Consider the following 14,754-nt stretch of genomic DNA (forward strand, 5'->3'; position numbering starts at 1 on the left):
TGATACAATAATTCAAATAAAGGAGGAGACACTATGGATTTAGCTAGTATTCGGCAAGAAATTGATCAAATCGACGACCAAATCGTCAAGCTCCTAGAAGAACGGATGCATTTGGTTGAGGGAGTAGTTGCCTATAAGAAAGCCTCAGGAAAACCTATTTTAGATAGCAAGCGAGAAGAAGTCATTTTTGAAAGGGTAAGAAGTCGTGTAACCAATAAGAATTATCAAGAAACCATTGTTGCGACTTTTTCAGATATTCTCAAACGTTCGCGTGACTATCAGGATCAAAACATCAAATGAAAAAAGAACAATTCTATCCGCTAGGGATTTTTTTAGCTGCTATGTTGGGTGGACTTGTCCGCTATTTTCTATCTAGTCAGTTGCCAGCCAGTCCTGACTTTCCTTGGGGAACCCTCCTTGTCAACTATCTGGGAATTTTCTGCTTGGTCTATCTGGTAAAAGGCTATCTGGTCTATAAGGGAAGCAGTAAAGGTTTGGTTTTGGCGCTGGGTACAGGCTTTTGCGGTGGTTTAACAACCTTTTCTAGCCTGCTTTTGGATGCTGTGAAGTTGCTCGATACCGAGCGTTATCTTAGTTTAGGCATCTACCTACTTTTGAGTATTGGCGGAGGCCTGCTCTTGGCTTATTGTCTAGGGAGGAAGAAATGGTAATCGTCTATCTTGCAATCGCCTGCGGACTTGGAGCCCTAGTGCGGTATTTCTTTTCCCGATACAATCAATCTTCTAAATTGCCCCTAGGAACTCTCATAGCCAATCTTCTAGGATGTTTTTTGATCGGTCTACTCTACAATCATGTGGAGTCCAAGGAAGTCTATGCTATCCTCGCGACAGGTTTCTGTGGTGGGTTGACGACCTTTTCAACTCTGAATGATGAGCTACAAAGACTACTTAGTGATAAGAAGGTATTTTATAGCTATTTTCTCTTAACTTACCTAGGCGGTTTTCTAGCGATTTTTTTAGGAATTCTGCTATAAATTTCTTTACTTTTAGGTGGAAATTTGGTAAACTGTATCTTGTGTGTAATGGACGCACAAAAATACAGTTTATCCGCTGAGGAAGGTTCCTCAAGATTGACAAAGATAGGAGAATAAAATGAATCCATTAATCCAAAGCTTGACTGAAGGTCAACTTCGTACAGATATCCCATCATTCCGTCCTGGTGACACAGTTCGTGTACACGCGAAAGTTGTCGAAGGTAACCGTGAACGTATCCAGATTTTTGAAGGTGTTGTTATCGCACGTAAAGGTGCAGGCATCTCAGAAAACTACACAGTTCGTAAAATCTCTAACGGTGTAGGTGTTGAGCGTATCTTCCCAATCCACACTCCACGTGTTGAAAAGATCGAAGTTGTTCGTTACGGTAAAGTACGTCGTGCGAAATTGTACTACTTGCGTGCACTTCAAGGTAAGGCAGCTCGTATCAAAGAAATCCGTCGTTAATTCGACTAAAAAACTCTGCTTGCCCAGCAGGGTTTTTCTCTAGCTCCCTTAGTTCAATGGATATAACAACTCCCTCCTAAGGAGTAGTTGCAGGTTCGATTCCTGCAGGGGGCAGTAAACTAGAAACAAAACACTGGATAACCAGTGTTTTTTCTTTGACCAAATTTTAAACATTTAATATGATATCTATGGTGTGGTATAATAGGCATAGAATGTTTAGGAGAAAGAGATGAAAAACAATAAACGTTTATTTGAAGTTGTTAGTTTAATGCTAATGCTTTTGACACTTTTTGCGCTGAATGGATGTAGTTTAGGTGGTAAATATGGCATTAAAATTTAAAGAAACAAATAAAACGTTTCATAAAATCATAGAAGTTGACGGTGAAAAATATCTTTTGGATATGACTAGTATTAGTCCTAAAACTTATTTCTGGGGTTCTCTTCCTAATGAAATTACTGCCAAATGCTTAAAGTTAGATATAAGAGATATGAGATTTGAGAGTCTAGCGCCAACTATAAGCAAATCTCTTGGTATTGGAATAGGTGTAGCAATAGGTGGAGCTTGTTATAGAATTGTTACGAATGTTTTTAAGAGTTACGACATTAGCCATAATATTTCTTTTAAATTAGGATTGTTTTTCCTCTCTATTGTCTTAGCTTATCTTACTTTCAGGTTCATTGCTTTTGTGGTTCGTCATAATCTTCAACAAAAGCTTTCCAGTAAAGAAACGAAGTATCAAATAGTTTTCAAACTAGCAAGCTCACAACGTCAATTAAAACTGTATAAACTTCTGCCTATTCTTTTTGTTGCAGTTATAGGATGTTTAGCATTTTATATATTTACTGATAATGGGACAGAGGCCTCTATCCTTATCATTAACAGTATTTTATCTTTGGGTTTCTTTACGGTGATCTTAGGTATGTTACCACTCCGAGAAAGTTACGAGAAGCAAGAGATTATTTTTGAAAAAATAGAAAAGTTATAAGTTGAAAAAAAGCATAAATGCTGTTTTATAACTGATTTTTAAATGAGCATCAGGAGATATTATGTTAAAAACGAACAAGTGGATATTCCTTGCGATTTCCGTTCCCTTTATGATTCTTGCTTTGTCTTATTTGTTTATTAGGGTGCCGATTGGGAACACAGGTAAGTTTATTCATGATCATGAGGATTCTATCAAGAGAGAAATTATTGCAGACATAGACAGTCAAGGGCAATATATAAAGTCTGTGACGCTTTTACCAGGTTCTGCGAGGGGGTCTTTTGATAATGGTGGAGATGTAGGTGGAAATTATCATATTTATTTTACAGCCTATGTTAATAATAATCGCAAGCAGTCAATGAAAGTAGAATTATACTTTCCTGATGCTGGTATACCACCTTTTACCTTTATAAAACCCAATCCTTACAAATCTCCTGAAACTATGAAGAGATGGTACTTATCAGTAGTAGAGGTATCAAGTGATCCCTCATGGGATTGGAAGCGAAAGCAAGATAAATTGAATGAAACTATGAATAATCTTTTGGATTTTGCTGTTCGCAAAGGCAAGGATGCAGACTGGCAAGTTCGAAAAGAAATTATGATTCGTTTTCTAAACAAATGGCTACATGAACATGAGGAAAATTTCAAACTAGCTATCCAAACCAACCTGTATAGAAACGACCCAGAATTGGAACAGAAATTAGGAAAGATTCAGAGTATAAGTGTAAGTAACTATCAAATGTACATTCCTTCGAGAGGTAGCGACATTCTTTTTAATGTTAGATTTGAGAGATATCCTGAAGAAATAGCTACTATAAATGTTCGCTTGCATTCCCAAGGGGAACAATCAGTTTTTAAGGATCCCTCAGTTGCTGCAACTATTAGTTTTGAAAATGAACGTTTTGCTATAAAAACGAATTACGACTCCAAGCTATTTCCAATTTTTAATCAAAGTCGATTTGGTAATAGTAATGGAGAAATATCTTATAAGCTCCCAAAAGACTATGAAAATCAATTTTTAATTCCTTAACTATCAAGCAAGCTATTGAGCTTGCTTTTTCTATATCTTTATCTTCTATCAAACAAGATGCTAGTTGTATGTTATAAGAGTATATGGAAATAGATAAAGAGCGAAACCGCTCTCTTTTTTATGTTATAATAGGCATAGAATGTTTAGGAGAAAGAGATGAAAAATCATAAACGCTTATTTTGGGTTGTTAGTGTAATGCTAATGTTTTTGACACTTTTTGCACTAAATGGATGTAGTTTGGGTGGTGAAACCATTCCCAAAAACAGGACAAAGGAGCAGTACGAATTCGAAAAAACGTTTGAGCCCATGTTTAAATTTTTAGAACAAGACAAGAAGGACTTTACTGGACTAAAGTCATACATTAGTGATGTTTATATAAAAAATCAAGATGAAGTCAAAAAGTATGAAGTGGACGTAGATATTAATCAATCTGACATTAAAGGTGATTACACAATAACACTTGGCGAGGATAAAGAAACTGTTCCTGTTACGTACTCTAATGGTAAACTAAATTATGAGTCAGAGATAAATCCTTTATTTGATGAAGAAATTCTAAATTTAATGGTTTCAAGAGATTATTTTGCTTCCTTAGATGTGAAAAAAACATTTAAGAGCGCAGAAACTGAATTGAGTGATATTATTTACCAACCAGAAAATCAGTCAGAGTTATATAAAAAAATAGTGGAAAAGTATAACCTTCCATCTGACACAAAACTTTCAGTTAGTCTTGGATATGCGTACTATGACAGATACGATATACTACTAAGTTTAGAATCTAAAGAAAAATTGGTTCAAATCAGTACTGCAATTTACCTAGTGAAAGAAAAGTAATTTTTTTAATTCAATCAAAAAGATTGTAATTTAAAAATACCAGTCATTTTAATATTGGAGAAATTCTTCAAGCTGTTAGATTTTACAGTTCGTGACGGACGAAGAGATGTAGTAAACAGCGGAAGTTATATGTACCCCTCTCCATTATGGGACAAGGAAGAGAATGATTAATTCTTCAGAGCTAGTAGTATAAAGATCTTAAATTGAGAAAGAAGTAGAAAATATAACTCAGAAAGAACAAGCAATGATCTATCCCTTGCCAACTGATGCGCTATTACAGGAAAGAGAAGTAGTGTGGAGGGTTAAACTGCCTGATGATTATAAGGAATTTATAAAGAATGAGAATGGATTGATTCCGTCAAAACGTTATTTTCATTTTAGGCATAATGAGAAAGTAATTGATCGCTTTTTAGCTATACTAGCTATTTCAGGTGAGAAGTCAGAAGAAGCTTACGATATTGGAGTTGTGAGTACGCAATTGGAAGGTCGTATTGTATTTGATGAAGATTCAGTGGGAATGCAACTAATCCCCATAGCAGCATTGTTTGGTGGCGACTTTCTTTGTCTAAACTATGCGGAGGAAGCCGAACATCCAAGCATTTGTATCTGGTATCACGAAGAATCCTACGAGCTGGAGCCTGCCATAGAGTTTGTAGCTAATAACTTTACAGAGTTTTTAGCTATGTTACAGGATTAGAGGTGTGATGGATGGATATTTGTTTACAAGAATACGAAGAAATCATTAAAAGACTGATTAACTTGGAATATCCGAGCCAGAAACGATATCCTGGAATCATTCAGGATATTTACAAGCTGGCTGAACGCATAGGGCGAGGAGAAACGATAGATGAAGTCAGCTTTTTTAGTTTAGCAAGAAGATTTGTAGATGAGACCATGGATTATAAAAGCGATATTTTAGTTGTTTTAAAACAATTGGAGAAAGAACTGAAAAAAGAAAATGAAAGAAAAGAGAAAGCATTATAAAGAACTAGTTCATCTAGGAGAATTTAAGAACAAATTAGTCTATTATGACTTAAAGACAAAGAAATTGTATTTTTCAATTCCAGAAAGAACTTCTAAGAGTCAACAGTACGTTATTTTGTCCCTTGTGTTGCTCGTTCTCCCTTTTATCAGATTTCTGAATGGATTGACAATCTTTAGTATACCTGCTCACAAGTATATTTATTTGATTTTATTCTCTTGTCTTTCCTTACTTTTCGGGAAATTGCTAGATGCCTATTTTAAGAAAGATTTGGATTTATATCCGGCTCTATTTACTGATTTGGGGTATTTAGAATTCCTAGAGGTAGTAAAGAAAAGTGGAGCTGTTGTTTCTTCCGTAATTCGTGGTAGCTTTATTAGTTTGTTAGTATCTTTAGTCGTCTTCCTGTTATATCCTAGTTTTTTGCCATTATTTTTCCACTCGATGCTTTTGTTTATTCTCTATTTGTGTTTAGCCAATAATTTGCACAAGCGAAAGAGGGTAATGGGGAGCTTGATAAGAAATGCTCGCACCAAGTAGATCCTTTTGTTTTTGCCAATGATAAAGAAGAATTAAAAAAGTAAAGAAAGTTAATTTATATGACAACAGAAATGCTGCAATACAAAAATTGTACGGTATTAAAAAACAACAATGATTATGAGGTCCTGTGGAGTAGAGGGAAAGAAGTGCTTAACTTTCCCATTAGCCAGGAATTAGTAGAACGTCTTTCAAAATCAGAAAAAGATTCTTTAGAAGTAATGTTTTATTGTGAACATCATCGTTGGCCTAAGGCAGATGAGTTAGAAGACTATAATCAATCGGATACGATTGTCTATAGAGGAGATGGATTTATTGTATATGAGACAGACGGCTATTACGAAATAAGCTTCTTTAAAGAAATTGGAGGAGTCATGGGGCCAGAAGTTCGCTATCCTATTTCTAAAGAACTAATGGATAAAGCATTTGAATCTTCTAGGGGAGCATACGAAGTCATGGTTTATGCTGAAACAGGGCACTGGCCTTTATAGTAAAGTGGATTACATCATAAGAACAGACAAAAAATAGGGAAAACTAATCAGTAGACATTTGGTAAGAAACAAAGGAGATAAGAATGGAACCAATTTATGTAAGTCAAAAAGATATGTTGGAAATCTGTCAAGATGGTGATAAGTATTTCTTGCGTTATCCAACTTTTAATATTACCTGCCCAGAAGTGATTAGAGAAATTCCCAAAGAAGCTGCCGATAGTTACATGTCGGGAGAACATACTGGCAAAGAGTTGATGACTTATGCGCAATATGGTTTTTGGAAATCTAAAAAACAGTATACACAAGATGAATCCGATAAGCTCTTCATTGAAGATCATCCTTCCTTTATTTTGAAAAATCCTGAAAATAGTCGTTGTCTTTTCACAGCAGAGGAATTTAAACAAATTGTCACTCAAGCCATTGTTTCAGAACTGGAACCTAGCGAACTTGATGCAATTGGTATAGTTGATAGTCATTTAGAGCTTCTTCTGGTGGATCCAGTCGGCTGGGAGGAAGAGATAGAAGCAGTCCATCTGGAAATTCTGCAAGAAAAAATTAATAATTACATTCACTTCCTCGAAAGTAAGCAGTATGTAGCACGATACGGTGATAAGTTTGATAAAAAAGTCATCCATATTACATTCCAGTATTCTCCATCTGATAACGGTTTAGCCTTTCTCGCAGCGGTTCAGAAGGTGTTACAACCCACAGATATGAGTTTGAAGATAGAATTGCCTGATGATGACACTTTACCAGAGAAGAAGAACTTATCAGTAAATGTAAGTCATCCAAATCATGATCAAGAAAAGGTATCTCAAGAACAATATCTCCAGATTAAAAAAGAATATAAAATTCGCTTAGGATTAGTGATATTTCTATTTACTATATTTGCAATACTAAGCGTAGTACTCATTTTTAACCTTTCTAGATTTATCCCACTTGCAGCAACAGCTATGGGAACAGTTGTGCCTTTTAATCATTTTCTGCTAGTTCCGCTATGGGAAGAAAAAAAAGAGATAGAAAAAGAACATCCTGAATGGAAGAAACTGAGTACAAGTGGCGTCAAAGTTCCTTCGTCAGAATCGAGTAAAAGAACTTTGGCGTGTATAGGAACAGTTGTAGCCTTATTCTTCTCTTTTGCGATGCTCTACAGACCGGTTAAAGCGAATAAGCCAATACCTAGTATTGAGGAAATCAATAAGATACCAAAATTGGACCGCAAAGCACCTAAAACATCAAGCTCTTCTAGTTCTGAAAGAGCTAACTCTTCAGATTCTGGAGCATCGTCTTCTACTGAAGAGAGCACGAAATCAGAAAGTTCAGGAACGGAATCTTCAAAAGAAGAGACGCATAACTATGATTTCCATCTTCCCGGAGTTGATGATGAGGAATTGCGTAGAGTCATTGATAGATCCAAAAAAGATTTTAGAGAGAACCATGCTAAAGAACAGACTACGGAATAGATAGATATAAAAGTAGAATTACTAGCTTAATTGAGGGAGCGAAAACCGCTCTCTTTTTGTGGTATAATGGAATATGTGGAGGGTTAGTATGCGTAAAGAATTTCTAGTTTATCAAAACAAAGTATACTCGAATTTTGTGAATTATATAAATGGCTATATTCTTCTATCAAAAGATCCAACAATGCTGGAAGAAGGCTACATTCCCTATAGTTCCTATGTATGTGATGCTGGAGAAGGCGTATACGGGAAATTTCTGTCTTATAGTGAGGTTAGTCAGAGGTATTCGGTTTATGATCGTGTCCTATACAAAGGTCAGGAATTTGCAATGGCTGGTCACAAGCGTGGAGATGATGATTTTACAGCACCTGATTCTTATGTGCGACTCCTGGTTTTTGATAAAGAATTTCTAATTGAAAACAATTTAGCTGATGATGCGGAATTATTGGATGAGAAATATGGCCAGACAATGTATGCATCAGGAAAAATCCCTGTCAGCGAAGTAACGATTCTACGTCGTAGAAAGGATTTGCCAGTAGACCGAAGGAGAAAAATATGAAATCAGTTATTTTTACAATAAAAAGCAACCAATCACTAAGAATTGGTGAGGTGCTTCAAGCAGAACTCTTTGAATGTTACAGCGTTTCCGCTAAGGATGCAGGATTAAAGCCATCTGCAGACTCTCTTATTTCGGATTTCCATTCTGTTCAGTTTGGGGTCAAAGAGAAGTCTAGTTTAGGGTTCCGTCTATCTTTTGATGGTCAAGCTTATCAGGTATCTGTTCCAGATTTGGCGACAGCTTCTGACTGGACTGGGGCCTTGATGTTCTTGAAAACCTTGCTCATTCTCTTAGACGTAACTGTATGTGAACATGATGGTGTGGCGTATGATAAAGATTCTATTCTAGAATTTCATTTCACAGATATTTTCTTATCAGCTCTTTCAGAATTGACTAAGGAAGTAAAAGTCCATCCCATCGTGGAAATTATGGGAGTGAAACGTCCTATTAACATCAATGAACTCTACCTAGGGCAGATTATCCATGTGCTGGACGAGCAACTCTTAAATAGTTATGACCAGCGTTTGCGCTTTACCCAACAGCTAAATGCTTATTACTCTGAGCAGCAAGTTTTTAAAGTAGAGCAAAATGGAGAGGACATCATTATCCCTATCAATTATCTAAATAGTGAAGGACGAACTATTTTGCCGGCTCAACCAGAGCTAGAACCTCAATATTTACAAGAGTATCGAGGAAGTAAGGTTGCAGTTGCACGACTGTTTATCATGACAGCCGATGGGGAAAAACTAGCCGAAGTTCCTTATCGACAGTACTTGGAATCGCTAACTGAGGGCATCTATATGCTAGATGCCAAGTATGTTCTTGTGGACCCAATTTCTCCTGAAACTCTGCAAGCTGTCTTGAAAAAGGGAGGATTTTAAGAAAAACTCCTGTTCAGTTAGTTTTTTCAGATGTTAGAATGTGATGAGAAACAAGTTATTTTAAAATAGAGAAAGTATGCTTGCATACAAGTCTCGTTAACGAAGTAGAGAAAGAACTCGGTAGTGGTAGTATGAATCAAATAAAAGGAAATGGATTTATTATAACTGAAGAAAATGGCAATTATACAATGTCCTGGATGACAGGAGGTTTTCAAGATAGAGAAGTTACTTATTCAGTTAGTAAAGAATTAGTGGACAAGGCTTTAAGGTCAGAACAGGATGCTTATGAGGTTGAGCTATTCTTACAAACAGGAGACTGGGTGACTAAGGAAAGTAAGGAAATAGCTAGACAAAATTATTTTAGATCAACACCCACTCGTATTTTAGTAAACCCGTCGTCAGTGAAACGGCTGTTTTCTAATCAAGAATTTGAAGGACTGTTAAAGAAAGCAATCTCATTAGAGCTAAAGCCAACTGAACTTGATGCAATTGGTACAGTTGAGAATCATTTGGAACTTCTTCTAGTAGACCCTCTCGAGTGGCAGGAAGAGATAGAAGCAGTCCATTTGGAAATTCTGCAAGAAAAAATGAATAATTACATTCACTTCCTCGAAAGCAAGCAGTATGTGGAGCGATATGGTGATAAGTTTGATAAGAAAGTCATCCATATCACCTTCCAGTATTCCCCATCAGACAACGGTCTAGCCTTTCTTGCAGCTGTTCAGAAAGTATTGCAACCGACTGATATGAGCTTAAAGGTAGAATTACCAGAGTAAGAAAGGGAGCGGAAACGCTCTCTTTTTGTGGTATAATGGGAGAAGGATTGGACCAAAGTAAATTTAATATGATATTGAAACAGAAAAACTTAAAGATATAGAAGTGATAACGCATCAGGAAATAGTTGATCATTTGCAAAAACGAGTTGACCAAGCACAATTGAGATATAATAAAAATCCTTCTAAACAGAATTCTGAACGTCTAACGAACACTAAACGGGATCTTTTTTATGTTGAACGCGATAACGAGGTTTTAATTAAGGTTAAGGGAAGTCTTCCACCCGAATAGTTTACTTTTGAATAAGGAGAAAAAATGACTAGAGAAGAACTTGATGATTTATTTTACACAGTTCCAAACGATGTGGATTATACAGATCTACTCGAAGAAGTAGACTTGGAAGATATTCCAGAAGAAACGATTAACAAACTCATCTCTTTATTATCTAGCGATGATGATTTTTTGCGCTATAAAGCTTCTAGGCTTTTAACTATTTGGGGGCTGAAAGAAGGTTTTGATGTGTTGACTCAGATGTTTGTTGAGGGAAAATTGGAAGACTACAATCCTCATCGGCTATATAGTTATGATGATACAAATAGAATTATACTAGATGCTCTTACTAGCTATTGGGCTAGTCAATCAGATATTGGCAATGGTGATAAAGCAAGGCAAGATATATTCCCTTATGTCTGCAAAATTATAGAACAGGCGGAAAAAGGTTATTATGATCTTTCATATTTTTACTATCTAGTTGAAAATAATGGATTTTCTGAATATATCCCTTACCTAAAGCACTTTTTATCGTCCATTATGGATAAGCCAGAAGAAAATTATTGGCGAATTCATGATACTTTGAAACTGTTTTTAGAGATCGAACCTGATTATGCGGAGAAACTTCTGGAGGAGAAGGATAAATCACTAGCTGATTTCGGATTGGAGAGAGAATGAAGGAAATTAAATTCTATAAGGTAAACGATGCCTACGGTTATATGTCTAATTTTGCTCCTTATCCTTTTTCGGATGGAAATAAAATCTGGCCTACATCGGAACATTATTTCCAGGCTCAGAAATTCTTGGTTCCAGAAATTCAGGAAAAAATTCGTTTGCTGGAATCACCTATGGATGCTGCTTTGGAGGGACGCAATCGCCAGAATCCGTTACGAAAGAACTGGGAAGATGTCAAGGATGATATTATGCGTTATGCTGTTCGTGAGAAATTTCGTCAAAATCCAGAGATTCTAGAGAAACTAATTGCGACATCTGATGCAGAATTACTTGAGCATACAAAAAATGATCATTATTGGGCTGACGGGGGAGATGGATCTGGTAAAAATATGCTGGGGAAAATCTTAATGGAAACAAGAGTAGCTTTAAGTCTAGACGATGGTTCTATAAATTAAGAAAGTATACTGACTTTAAATGAATAACACAGAATTCAAAAAATATCAGTGAAATGTTTGAAAGTATAAAGGCAGTGAAATCATTTTACAAGAATTGAAGGATTTCCAATTTAATCCAGATAATTTTAGAATAGAAATACCTTCTGCTAATAGAAGCCATAAGTTTGAATAGGAGATAAGATGGATATTTTCGATATTGTTCAAGATGGGACATATAATGAGTTTATAGAAAGTTACAATGGCGACATAATACAAATTGATAAATATACAAACCTTAATTTGTTATGCACGGCAATGCTTAACGATGATTTGCCGGAAGAGAAATTGAAAATTATTAAATATCTGCTGTCTGAGAAGGTAGAGGTCAATTTTTTGTCAAAAAAGGAAAACAGAAATGCTCTTCATTATTTCTTCCAAGCTAATTGGAGGCCCAAAATAGCATATGCATATGAGATGGTGAAATTACTCATTGAGGCTGGAATTGATGTAAATGCAGTTGACAAATTTGGTTCTATTCCGATGACTTACTCAGTAACGTTATTAAAATTAGCAACGGAAGAGTTAGAACCTCTATATAAGCTTTTACTAGAGGCCGGTTCGGATTATAAGTTAAAAAATAAATCTGGAAAATCGTGTCTAGACTATGCGGAAGAATATTCATGGAGAAGTAGCCTGCTTGATATTATAAAGGAGTATGAAGATGGTAGGAATTAATAACAATGATTTTGGTGGTTTTGTCGTTTCAAACAATATTCTTGATGGAAAAGCTATTCGCTATTCTTATCGCGAGGAATCTGCTATTCCACAATTAAATGGCTGGACACTGTTATCAAACGAAGATGATGAAGCTTACCTAGCTAATTCAAAAAATTTCACAATTTTAGGAGCAAATAGCATTGTAAAAATTGCTCCTGTTATGCTGGAAATTTTTGAAGCCCCATACGGTACCGACTTATGCTGGTTATATGAGGAAGGCGTTCATGTAGGATTTTATGATTTGGTGAGAGATAGAGAAACAACAATCGAAGAAATTGTTCATTGAGTGTCATTTGTATCTCGTCTGAGCCTTTATGATCTAGAGTAAGAGAATTTGTCAGCTAAAGTAGAATAGTTTTTTGAAAAAATCGCAAGCTGAATGCTGGAGTAATTGAGGAGTTTATGTTTTATATTGATGAAACCTTGCTTGGATGAGATAAGGCAAAAAGCTAGTAAGCAAGGTTATCATCTAGATATGAGTTTAGAAAGCTTGAAGGATTTGGCGCAATTCGTTCGAGAGAATGATGTCAAAAATGATCCTGAAAATATTGATGATTTCTTTAATAGCTGGGTTTATCTTGGAGAGGTTTTTCGCTTGCAAGCCAAAGGAGCCTACTGGACAGTTGGTACTGAAAACCCGAAAAATTTAAATTATGGGTTAGAGTATTTGACAGGTTATAATACAATTGGTTCAGAATTTATTCCCTTATTAATTTTGAATAACTTTACTTTAAGTTTACCTGATAGGTTAAATAATAATTTTTTTTATGAATTAGTATTGAAACGTTTAAATCCTAAACCAAGAAATCTAGACCATCTTCTAACAGAAGAGGAATAAGTTATTTTTGATATCATTTAATTACTTATGAGGTAAATGTTTCAGGTGAAAATAAGAGGATTATTAAAATGATCAAAGCAGAATTCAAAAAATATCAGTGAAATGTTTAAAAGTGCAAAAACAGAGAAATTACTTTGTAAGATTAAAGGCCTCCCAGATATGCTGGATGGTTTCAATATGATTTCAGAGGTTGGAAAATGACTGAAGATAAAATTTTAACAAAAGAAGAAGTTCTCCGCGACGGTGTTTGTTTTGAAGATGAACTAGACTGGGGCGGAGAATACTATGAACAAATTGTCTTTGAAAATGAATCAGGAGAAGAGGTTCCTTATACTGGTTTAGCCTATGATTTATATCCAGATGGTCAATTAGATTTTTATGGGCGTATAGATAATGGATATAGGCATGGTCTAGCTGTCTACTTTTATTCTAATGGAAAAATTAAAAGTATTAATAATCAAGACAGAGGTGCGGCCGAAGGAATTCAAAAAGAATATTTTGAAAATGGTGATATTGAGTCGGTTTCTTATTGTATTGCAAGAGGAGAAATTCTCTATAAAAAATATGATGAGACTGGTAAAATTATTGAAGAAAAAACAGAGCCTACCGAAGATGATTTCAAGAGAGCAAAAAAGTGGGGTGTTGATTTATCGACTTTAGACATGAATTTGAAGTAGCACAGAATCAATTCAAAAATCAGATAGATCTATCTAATCATTTTGAGGACTAGGAGATTTGTTATGTCGCAGGGGTGGATTAATACCTATTGAAGAGAATGACAAAGAATACGGTCTTGCTTGCCTTGAGGTTGTTGATCGGGAAAATCTCCAAGTTGTTGAAGAGGTCAGTTTTCATGATGAAAGTAGAGTTCCCTATCTTTCAGGTTTTCTTGCCTTTAGGGAATTGCCTCTGATTTTAGCAGCAGTTAAACTGTTGAAAATTAAACCTGACCTATGTATGTTTGATGGGAATGCTTATCTGCATCCGCGCCATACGGGAATCGTGATCCATGCCTCCTTTTTCTTAGGAAAACCAACTACCGGAGTTTCCAAAAATGACTACCATATTGAAGGGGCAGAATTTGTACTTCCTGACAATTACGAAGGAGCCTGTACAGAAATAGTCAGAAACGTTGATATTTATGGGCAAGTATTAAGGAATTTTTAGAATTAACCAATGGAGTAAATAAATGCAGACTTATAAATTGAAAAATAAAGAGAATTATAGATATTTTGTCAAACATTATCTAGAGATGATGAAGGAAGGGAAAGAAGCAGAAGCATTTCTAGGAACAGAAGATAAGTATCGTTTTCGGCAACGAGATTCTTATGACCTTGATAGTACAGATATTGGAGTATTAATGGAATATTGCTTATACCCTTTGTATGTGGAAGGTGATAAGGATATAGAAATAAGGACATTTGAGATATTAAAAGAATTCTCTTTAAGTATTGATGAAAAGAAAATATGGCAAGTTACAGAATATTTATTGCTTCAAGATTTCATTCTGGCGGAATATAAGCCTCTTCCTTTTGAAATTGATACAAGAAAATTAGTTCCTCTTATACTTGATACAATAGAAAAACTTCCTAACGAATTAAAAACTAGTGGATATTATGGTCGATTAATTGGAAATATTAAATCAATTCCTTCTTTCAAGTATTATGAGGTGGAAAAGGTAGAGAAGATTCTTAAGGAATTCAAGGAAAAATACTACAATCCACCAAAGGTAGTGGAGCTATAGCAAACGCCATAGTGAATGTGAGAGTTGT

General features: G+C 35.4%; 22 protein-coding genes, 1 tRNA gene and 1 pseudogene. All 24 read left to right on the top strand.

Annotation, left to right across the window (positions count from 1 at the left end):
- Window positions 1–33 precede the first annotated feature (33 nt).
- The 24 genes and pseudogenes from O3652_RS01115 to O3652_RS01230 all read left to right on the top strand — a co-directional run bounded on the left by O3652_RS01115 (window position 34) and on the right by O3652_RS01230 (window position 14,726).
- Window positions 34–300 carry a chorismate mutase gene (locus tag O3652_RS01115; RefSeq protein ID WP_000362352.1) on the top strand — a complete coding sequence of 89 codons (267 nt, stop codon included), beginning with the start codon at window positions 34–36 and terminating at the stop codon, window positions 298–300.
- Window positions 297–671, top strand: a complete 375-nt coding sequence (gene crcB / locus O3652_RS01120) for a fluoride efflux transporter CrcB (RefSeq protein WP_000712084.1) — start codon at window positions 297–299, stop codon at window positions 669–671. Before O3652_RS01115 ends, crcB (O3652_RS01120) begins: the two co-directional genes overlap by 4 nt.
- On the top strand, window positions 665–994 hold the full coding sequence (gene crcB, locus O3652_RS01125) for a fluoride efflux transporter CrcB (protein ID WP_125413623.1): 330 nt from the start codon (window positions 665–667) through the stop codon (window positions 992–994). The genes crcB (O3652_RS01120) and crcB (O3652_RS01125) overlap by 7 nt, the downstream gene beginning before the upstream one ends.
- Before the next feature lie 118 nt (window positions 995–1,112).
- Complete coding sequence (rplS, locus tag O3652_RS01130) at window positions 1,113–1,460, top strand: 50S ribosomal protein L19 (RefSeq protein ID WP_001068669.1); 348 nt, start codon at window positions 1,113–1,115, stop codon at window positions 1,458–1,460.
- Window positions 1,461–1,502: 42 nt separating this feature from the next.
- A tRNA-Arg gene (locus tag O3652_RS01135) sits at window positions 1,503–1,574 on the top strand.
- A gap of 209 nt (window positions 1,575–1,783) precedes the next feature.
- Window positions 1,784–2,446 (top strand): DUF443 family protein, encoded by a 663-nt coding sequence (locus tag O3652_RS01140; protein WP_125413624.1) that lies wholly within the window; start codon window positions 1,784–1,786, stop codon window positions 2,444–2,446.
- A gap of 61 nt (window positions 2,447–2,507) precedes the next feature.
- Entirely contained in the window at window positions 2,508–3,473 is a 966-nt protein-coding gene (locus tag O3652_RS01145; RefSeq protein ID WP_033629955.1) for a hypothetical protein, read from the top strand.
- A 156-nt stretch (window positions 3,474–3,629) separates the two neighbouring features.
- Complete coding sequence (locus O3652_RS01150) at window positions 3,630–4,304, top strand: hypothetical protein (RefSeq protein ID WP_125413625.1); 675 nt, start codon at window positions 3,630–3,632, stop codon at window positions 4,302–4,304.
- Window positions 4,305–4,527: 223 nt separating this feature from the next.
- The gene (locus tag O3652_RS01155) at window positions 4,528–5,001 is read left to right on the top strand and encodes an SMI1/KNR4 family protein (RefSeq protein ID WP_125413626.1); all 474 of its coding nucleotides are present in this window, start codon (window positions 4,528–4,530) and stop codon (window positions 4,999–5,001) included.
- A gap of 11 nt (window positions 5,002–5,012) precedes the next feature.
- On the top strand, window positions 5,013–5,288 hold the full coding sequence (locus tag O3652_RS01160) for a hypothetical protein (RefSeq protein ID WP_125413627.1): 276 nt from the start codon (window positions 5,013–5,015) through the stop codon (window positions 5,286–5,288).
- Window positions 5,289–5,885: 597 nt separating this feature from the next.
- Window positions 5,886–6,314 (top strand): hypothetical protein, encoded by a 429-nt coding sequence (locus tag O3652_RS01165; protein ID WP_371589998.1) that lies wholly within the window; start codon window positions 5,886–5,888, stop codon window positions 6,312–6,314.
- An 83-nt stretch (window positions 6,315–6,397) separates the two neighbouring features.
- Window positions 6,398–7,054: pseudogene (locus tag O3652_RS01170) on the top strand (DUF6572 domain-containing protein); the annotation flags it as partial.
- An 811-nt stretch (window positions 7,055–7,865) separates the two neighbouring features.
- On the top strand, window positions 7,866–8,333 hold the full coding sequence (locus tag O3652_RS01175) for a hypothetical protein (RefSeq protein WP_033629948.1): 468 nt from the start codon (window positions 7,866–7,868) through the stop codon (window positions 8,331–8,333).
- A complete protein-coding gene (locus O3652_RS01180; RefSeq protein WP_125413256.1) occupies window positions 8,330–9,214 on the top strand; it encodes a DUF4299 family protein in 885 nt (294 codons plus the stop codon). Before O3652_RS01175 ends, O3652_RS01180 begins: the two co-directional genes overlap by 4 nt.
- 131 nt (window positions 9,215–9,345) lie before the next feature.
- Window positions 9,346–9,990, top strand: coding sequence for a DUF6572 domain-containing protein (locus tag O3652_RS01185; protein ID WP_070683371.1), 645 nt, complete (start codon window positions 9,346–9,348; stop codon window positions 9,988–9,990).
- 313 nt (window positions 9,991–10,303) lie between these two features.
- Window positions 10,304–10,936 carry a hypothetical protein gene (locus O3652_RS01190; protein ID WP_070683258.1) on the top strand — a complete coding sequence of 211 codons (633 nt, stop codon included), beginning with the start codon at window positions 10,304–10,306 and terminating at the stop codon, window positions 10,934–10,936.
- Window positions 10,933–11,388 carry an NADAR family protein gene (locus O3652_RS01195; RefSeq protein WP_070683256.1) on the top strand — a complete coding sequence of 152 codons (456 nt, stop codon included), beginning with the start codon at window positions 10,933–10,935 and terminating at the stop codon, window positions 11,386–11,388. Before O3652_RS01190 ends, O3652_RS01195 begins: the two co-directional genes overlap by 4 nt.
- A 94-nt stretch (window positions 11,389–11,482) precedes the next feature.
- Complete coding sequence (locus O3652_RS01200) at window positions 11,483–11,560, top strand: HNH/ENDO VII family nuclease (protein ID WP_260806612.1); 78 nt, start codon at window positions 11,483–11,485, stop codon at window positions 11,558–11,560.
- Between the two features lie 8 nt (window positions 11,561–11,568).
- Window positions 11,569–12,102, top strand: coding sequence for an ankyrin repeat domain-containing protein (locus O3652_RS01205; protein ID WP_070683253.1), 534 nt, complete (start codon window positions 11,569–11,571; stop codon window positions 12,100–12,102).
- Window positions 12,089–12,430, top strand: coding sequence for a DUF2185 domain-containing protein (locus O3652_RS01210; RefSeq protein ID WP_070683251.1), 342 nt, complete (start codon window positions 12,089–12,091; stop codon window positions 12,428–12,430). The genes O3652_RS01205 and O3652_RS01210 overlap by 14 nt, the downstream gene beginning before the upstream one ends.
- A gap of 126 nt (window positions 12,431–12,556) precedes the next feature.
- Window positions 12,557–12,982: a hypothetical protein gene (locus tag O3652_RS01215; protein ID WP_257371834.1), complete on the top strand. Its 426-nt coding sequence runs from the start codon at window positions 12,557–12,559 to the stop codon at window positions 12,980–12,982.
- 197 nt (window positions 12,983–13,179) lie between these two features.
- On the top strand, window positions 13,180–13,659 hold the full coding sequence (locus O3652_RS01220) for a toxin-antitoxin system YwqK family antitoxin (RefSeq protein WP_070683249.1): 480 nt from the start codon (window positions 13,180–13,182) through the stop codon (window positions 13,657–13,659).
- Between the two features lie 58 nt (window positions 13,660–13,717).
- Entirely contained in the window at window positions 13,718–14,149 is a 432-nt protein-coding gene (locus O3652_RS01225; RefSeq protein ID WP_070683246.1) for an endonuclease V, read from the top strand.
- A gap of 22 nt (window positions 14,150–14,171) precedes the next feature.
- A complete protein-coding gene (locus tag O3652_RS01230) occupies window positions 14,172–14,726 on the top strand; it encodes an NAD glycohydrolase inhibitor (protein WP_070683243.1) in 555 nt (184 codons plus the stop codon).
- Window positions 14,727–14,754 lie beyond the last annotated feature (28 nt).

Origin of the sequence: Streptococcus sp. 27098_8_23 (genome assembly GCF_041432195.1) — a bacterium.
GTDB lineage: Bacteria > Bacillota > Bacilli > Lactobacillales > Streptococcaceae > Streptococcus.